Origin of the sequence: Gallintestinimicrobium propionicum (assembly GCF_025567525.1) — a bacterium.
GTDB lineage: Bacteria > Bacillota > Clostridia > Lachnospirales > Lachnospiraceae > Gallintestinimicrobium > Gallintestinimicrobium propionicum.
On sequence record NZ_JAOQJY010000029.1, the window covers coordinates 1 to 6,413 of the forward strand.

The window sequence follows — 6,413 nt, forward strand, 5'->3', positions numbered from 1 at the left end:
TCACAGGCAGCGTTACGGTCACGGGGTTCTCTGGCAAGCAGATAGCTGTTCCAGATACGGAACGCCACATACATTTTCAGAGGGTCGTTGCTAAGATATTTCTCCCAAAGAAATTCGCTTGCCGCCAGCTCCAGCTCCGGCTGTTTCCATCGGTTGGAGTGGAGAGCTTGCCGCAGCGGAGAAAGCCCGTATAAGTTCCAGTCTCTGTCCGTGTCACGCTCAAAGTTTATCAAAAAAGTTCCCAGTGGGCGTGTCATATCACAAAGCACCTCTGCGTTTTGGCTCCCGTTCAGACGGAAGCGGATCTGCTGTTCTTCCCCAATCAAAATCCGCTCTTTCATTTTCTTCCTGTCCAGCGTCAGGACAAACAAAATCCTCTCAAAACATGGCTCATGCCGTATAAACTGATTCTCCATCCCTATCCCCTGCCTTTGTTTATGGTAATTATATAATTCAGTTATATCCGTTACACTCATGGTATCGCAGAATCATTGTTTTGTCAAGGATAGTACGCTATGATGATTGCGGTTGGTAATTTCGTACCAAACAGTACTTTGACAAGTGAATGACCGTCCAAAAAGGATATGACCGGCAGGAGAAGTGACGCATCCGGCGCACCAATGCAGGGAAACACCGCAGGAATGGGGCAGGAAAACGGATTTTGGGGAGAACGGCAACAGGAAGCATTTTAACCTATTTGATTTATGGGAGGAACAGAATGAACGATAAAAAGAGATTGAACAGCTACGAGGATTTACCGCTGGTTCTGGATGTGGCGGACATCCAGCGGATTATGGGAATTTCAAGAGCGAGCGCCTATGAGCTGGTACACACCCCCGGCTTTCCGGCGTTCCGCAGGGGCAGGCTTATCAAGGTCAGCAAGATTGCTTTCTTTGAATGGATGGCAAAAGGCTCCGAAACCGTACCGGGAAGTGACAAATAAGCGTGAGGTATCATTCCCTGACTGCAATACTGCCGCACTTTCCAAAGGGGCATACAGAGGGAAAACCTTAAAAATGATACCGAGACGCTACACCAAAACAGCCTATCTGCGTACATCAGATAGAAACGGAGAAAGGAGCCGGTTATGGCAAGAATGAGCAACAAGCGACGGCTGGAATGGTCTTTCTTCTTAAATGACCGCAGCCGTATCACTTACAACGAACTGTGCCGGAAATGCCAGCACGAATGTAAACAGAGCTTCCGGGCGGTTGTGGTTGACTGCCCGAAGTATCTTTCCAAGCGTTCCAAGAAAAAGGACAAGACTGCCGGAAACGGCAAAATCCCTTAGGAACTAAGGGCGCACTTCTATACATAGTCTAAAGACCATGTATCGTGCGTCCTGCGGAGCTTACCTCTGCCGCTGATAAAATCAGCAATCCGAGGTCTGCGTTCGCTTCGCTCCGACAAGGTGGCTACACCCCCTTGCGCCGCTAAAGCGGCTATCCCCTGTGTACCCGCCGCAAAGAGAAATCCGCTCTGTGGTTTTCCCTTTTCATCGGATTTTATAGAAGCACTGACACAGACTGTCTGCGGATGGTCTTTCTTTATCTTATAAGCAAAGGATGTGAGAACATGGAAAAATCTTTGGAACAGTTAAAGCAGGAATATGAAAAAACCACTGTTCTGCTGGAACGGGAAAAACGGAAAATGCAGCGTTTGAAAAACCGGCAGGCGTATCTGGAAAGCGGTTCCCGGAAACAGAGGACGCACCGGCTGATTACCCGTGGGGCAGCCGTTGAGAGCATTGTGCCACAGACAAAGGAGCTGACCGAAACGGAATTTTATTCCCTCATGGAAAGCATTTTGAATCTGCCGCAGGCGGAGCCTTTCATCCGGTCTGCCGCAGAAAACCACGCCCGTATTTCCGGGCAGGAGAAAGGCGGTGACTAAGGATAGCACTTTATCATTTTTCAATCGCACAGATAAAGCGCAGCGCCGGTCAGAGCGCCATTGCCAGCGCAGCCTACCGAGCCGGGGAGCGTCTTTACAGCAGCTACTATGGAGAAGTCAGCGACTACACCAAAAAGGGCGGCGTGATCGCTTCGGAAATCATGCTGCCGCCCCATGCGCCGGAAATATATCTTGACCGGGCGACCCTCTGGAATGCTGTGGAGAACTGCGAGAAACATCCAAAAGCACAGCTTGCCTATTCATTTGATATTGCCATGCAGAATGAATTGACGCTGGAAGAAAACATGGAGCTGGCGAGGAAGTTCGTGCAGGAGCAGTTTGTGGCAAAAGGCATGATTGCCGATCTTGCTTTTCACAGTCCGGAGAAAGAGGACGGCGGTATCCCAAACCCGCATTTCCATGTGATGACAACAATGCGCCCTTTGAACCCGGATGGCACATGGGGACAAAAACAGCGGCGGGAATATCTTCTTGATGAAGATGGAAACCGAATCCGGGATAAAAATGGCGATTATATGTTTAATGCTGTCCACACAACAGACTGGCACGAGCCGGAAACACTGGAACACTGGCGGGAGCAGTGGGCGGCTGCCGTTAATACAAAATTTGAGGAAAAAGGACTGGATGTGCGTATCGACCACCGTTCCTATGTGCGGCAGGGGCTTGACCTGATACCTACTGTCCACGAGGGAGCTAATGTCCGGCAGATGGAAGCAAAGGGCATCCGCACCGAGAAAGGGGAACTGAACCGCTGGATTAAAGCCACCAACCGGCTCATGCAGGATGTGAGGAAGAAGATCAAAGCCCTGTTTGTCTGGATGGCAGAGGTAAAAGAAGAACTTTCCAAACCACAGACACCGAACCTTGCCGACCTGCTGATCGCTTATTACAACCAGCGCAACGCAGGGGCATGGAGCAATAAAGCCAGAACCGGAAACTTAAAGCAGTTTGCCGAAGCCGTCAATTATCTGACGGAAAACAAGCTGCTCACATTAGAGGATTTGCAGGAGCGTCTTTCCTCTGTCAGTGAAGAATTTGAAGCATTAAGCGGCTCCATGAAAAAGAAATCTGCCAGGATAAAGGAATTGCAGGAATTGATACGGGAGGGCGAGAATTACCAGCGGCTAAAACCTGTCCATACGGAATTGAACAATATCAAGTTTAAGAAACAGAGGGCGAAATTTGAAACATCCCACGATGCGGAGTTACGGCTGTTTTATGCCGCCCGCCGTATTCTGAATGAAAAACTGGACGGAAAACCCATTGCCCTGAAAGCATGGAAACAGGAATACGCACAGTTAAAAACAGAGTATGCCGAACTGTCTCCGCAGCACAAGCCACTCCGGGAGGAAGTCATACGGCTGCGGCAGGTGCAGAACGCCGTAGATACCGCACTGCGCCGGAGGGAGCAGCCACAGGAAGTACAGAGAAAGAAACATGAGATGGAGCTATGATATAACCGGCAGCTTTACCGCTACCGGTATTTTTACGGAGGGAGCATTTGAATGTATTTGAAGCGGTGAAACAGTCTGTTACCACCCGGCAGGCTGCTTCATTCTATGGAATCCGGGTGGGGAGAAACGGCATGGTCTGCTGTCCATTCCACAATGACCGCACGCCCAGCATGAAAGTGGACAGCCGCTTTTACTGCTTCGGCTGCGGGGCTTCCGGGGATGTGATCGACTTTGCCGCTTTGCTGCATGGATTGGGAAAACGGGAAGCTGCGGTCAGGCTTGCGGAGGACTTCGGCGTTTCCTATGAGAAATCCGGCAATGCGCCGCCAGATAGGAAGCGTCACAACAGGTCACAGCCCCGGCAAAAATCAGCGGAGCAGAGATTTCAGGAAACGGAACGGTATTGTTTCCGGGTGCTATGCGATTATCAGCGCCTGCTGGAGCATTGGAAAACAGCATACGCCCCACAGCCGCAGGATGCCATCTGGCATCCTCTTTTTGTGGAAGCGTTGCAGAGGATAAGCTACACAGAATACCTTTTGGATATTTTGTTATACGGAGAAATAGAAGAAAAAGCGGCATTGATCGCCGCACAGGGAAAGGAGGTGCTGCGGCTTGAACAGCGAATTTCAGAGCTTGCCACCGGAAACGCAGGAAGCGGTCAAAAGGACGATGGACACAATGGAACCGGCGCAGACACCGGAAGAAATCCGGGAGACGTTAGAGGGGACGCAGAAAGGCGGCGTGAAGAACAGCATCCGAAACTGCCTGACGGTGTTCCAGCGTGACCCGCTGTTTCGTGGGGCGCTGCGTCTGAACCTTTTGACGGAGCAGATTGACATTGTGAAGCCGCTGGGCTGGGAGCGCACCAGTACCACGCTGACCGACATGGACATGAACTACCTGCTTTTGTATCTGGAAGAAAATTACGGGCTTATCAGCGAGAAAAAGGTGCAGAGCGCCATCAAGATTGTTGCCAATGAAAACCGCTACCATCCGGTCAGGGATTACCTGAACAACCTGCAATGGGACGGCACAGAGCGCATCCGTTATGCCCTGCATCACTTTCTGGGAGCCGATACGGACGAATACACTTATGAAGCCTTGAAACTGTTCCTGATGGGAGCCATCCGGCGGGTATTCAGACCGGGGAGCAAGTTTGAGGTCATGCTCTGTCTGGTTGGTGGTCAGGGAGCCGGGAAATCTACCTTTTTCCGGCTGCTGGCAGGCAGGGACGAATGGTTTTCAGACGATTTGAAGAAGCTGGACGATGAAAATGTGTACCGCAAGCTTCAAGGGCATTGGATTATCGAGATGTCGGAGATGATCGCCACAGCCAACGCCAAGAGTATTGAGGAAATCAAGTCATTCTTAAGCCGCCAGAAAGAAACCTACAAAGTGCCGTATGAGACACATCCGGCAGACCGGCTGCGGCAATGTGTATTTGGAGGGACGACCAACCGGCAGGACTTTTTGCCCCGTGACCGCACCGGCAACCGGCGCTTTCTCCCCGTGACGGTGTACCCGGAACGGGCGGAGGTTCACATACTGGACGATGAAGCGGCGGCGAGGGCGTATATCGAACAGATGTGGGCGGAAGCCATGACGGTTTACCGCAGTGGGAAGTATAAGCTGTCATTCAGCATAGAAATGAACCGATACCTGAACGCCCATCAGCAGGACTTCATGCAGGAGGACACACAGGCTGGCATGATCTACGCCTATTTGGAGGACTACACCGGTGACAGGGTATGCTCCAAGCAGCTTTATGAGGAAGCGCTGGGGAACTTAAATTCCCCGGCAGACTGGGAGACACGGGCAATCTGCGAGATTATGAATACCGGCATTGCGGGCGGCATCATTCAGGGCTGGGCAGCCTACAAAAGCCCGAAGCGGTATAAGAAATACGGTTCTCAAAAAGGCTGGGAGCGTGTCAACCAAGACCCGCCGGAGGGGGACGGTTTTCAGGAAATCACGGAAGAAGAAGCCCGGCAAATGGAACTGCCATTCTGAAAAGCCACCGGTTGACAGTTTGGTTGACGCTTTGGTTGACAGCCAGTTGACGGAGAAAAGCCTGATATTTGGGGTATTTCTCTCCTTTGTCAACCATGTCAACCAAGAAATCAAAGAAAAAGTAAAAAGTAATAATAGAGCGCCTATGGATTGTTTTCAAAGTCTTTTCTGCCGGTTGACACGGTTTGGTTGACACGGAGACAGTCTGCGGCTGTACACCTGCCTGACATTCCCTTGTCGGGCATATTTCATTTATGGAGGTAACTGCCTATGGCAAAAAACAAAAACGAGAGCAACAACGAAAACAGCGGCACCCTGCTTACCGAAAAAGACGGCACCCAGTATTTTGTCATGGGGAAAGTCCGTATCAAGGTATCGGAGCATTTCGCACAGGATGGGAAGCCGCTTGACAGCCTACTGGAAGATGTGATCCAGCACGCTGCCGCCGCTTCCTGAAAAAATACGGAATAACGACTTTCAATCAGCCCACGCTTATGATATACTTGTACCAGCGAGTATTGTATAAGCGTGGGTTGTTTCTTTTAGAAGGAGGATTTTTAACCGTGAAACAACCATATAATACAACGATTTATAACACTGCACTATATTTGAGATTGAGCCGTGACGATGAATTACAGGGGGAAAGCGGCAGTATCCAGACCCAGCGCATGATGCTTAGGCAGTATGCCGCAGAGCATGGGCTGACTGTTGTAGACGAGTACATTGACGACGGATGGAGCGGGACAAATTTCGAGCGTCCAAGTTTCCAAAGGATGATTGATGACATCGAGGACGGGAAAATCAACTGCGTTGTCACAAAGGACTTATCCCGTCTGGGAAGAAACTATATCCTGACCGGTCAGTACACGGAAATCTATTTCCCCAGCAAGGGAGTACGCTACATTGCCATCAATGACAATGTGGACACCATCAACGGAGAAAGCGAGCTTGCCCCATTCTTAAACATCCTGAATGAAATGCACGCCCGACAGACCAGCAAAAAGGTCAAGGCTGCCATGCGCACAAGATTTG

8 protein-coding genes and 1 pseudogene are annotated in these 6,413 nt (G+C 50.6%); 8 read left to right on the top strand and 1 reads right to left on the bottom strand.

What is annotated here, in order from left to right:
* Positions 1–416 (bottom strand): annotated as a pseudogene (locus tag OCV62_RS16235) (hypothetical protein); the annotation flags it as partial.
* 302 nt (positions 417–718) lie between these two features.
* On the opposite strand from OCV62_RS16235, the gene OCV62_RS16240 reads away from it, so the two are divergent.
* The 8 genes from OCV62_RS16240 to OCV62_RS16275 all read left to right on the top strand — a co-directional run.
* Positions 719–943 carry a helix-turn-helix domain-containing protein gene (locus tag OCV62_RS16240; RefSeq protein ID WP_005362423.1) on the top strand — a complete coding sequence of 75 codons (225 nt, stop codon included), beginning with the start codon at positions 719–721 and terminating at the stop codon, positions 941–943.
* A gap of 144 nt (positions 944–1,087) precedes the next feature.
* Positions 1,088–1,291 carry a hypothetical protein gene (locus OCV62_RS16245; protein WP_004614949.1) on the top strand — a complete coding sequence of 68 codons (204 nt, stop codon included), beginning with the start codon at positions 1,088–1,090 and terminating at the stop codon, positions 1,289–1,291.
* A 284-nt stretch (positions 1,292–1,575) separates the two neighbouring features.
* Complete coding sequence (locus OCV62_RS16250; protein ID WP_019162597.1) at positions 1,576–1,893, top strand: DUF3847 domain-containing protein; 318 nt, start codon at positions 1,576–1,578, stop codon at positions 1,891–1,893.
* Positions 1,894–1,895: 2 nt separating this feature from the next.
* Entirely contained in the window at positions 1,896–3,368 is a 1,473-nt protein-coding gene (mobQ, locus tag OCV62_RS16255; protein WP_262588028.1) for a MobQ family relaxase, read from the top strand.
* Between the two features lie 47 nt (positions 3,369–3,415).
* A complete protein-coding gene (locus OCV62_RS16260; protein WP_262587973.1) occupies positions 3,416–4,156 on the top strand; it encodes a CHC2 zinc finger domain-containing protein in 741 nt (246 codons plus the stop codon).
* On the top strand, positions 4,041–5,381 hold the full coding sequence (locus OCV62_RS16265) for a virulence-associated E family protein (RefSeq protein ID WP_118369366.1): 1,341 nt from the start codon (positions 4,041–4,043) through the stop codon (positions 5,379–5,381). The genes OCV62_RS16260 and OCV62_RS16265 overlap by 116 nt, the downstream gene beginning before the upstream one ends.
* A gap of 270 nt (positions 5,382–5,651) precedes the next feature.
* The gene (locus OCV62_RS16270; protein WP_015540918.1) at positions 5,652–5,837 is read left to right on the top strand and encodes a hypothetical protein; all 186 of its coding nucleotides are present in this window, start codon (positions 5,652–5,654) and stop codon (positions 5,835–5,837) included.
* Positions 5,838–5,944: 107 nt separating this feature from the next.
* Positions 5,945–6,413: recombinase family protein (locus OCV62_RS16275; RefSeq protein WP_262587977.1), on the top strand; the 469-nt coding region annotated here is incomplete at its 3' end.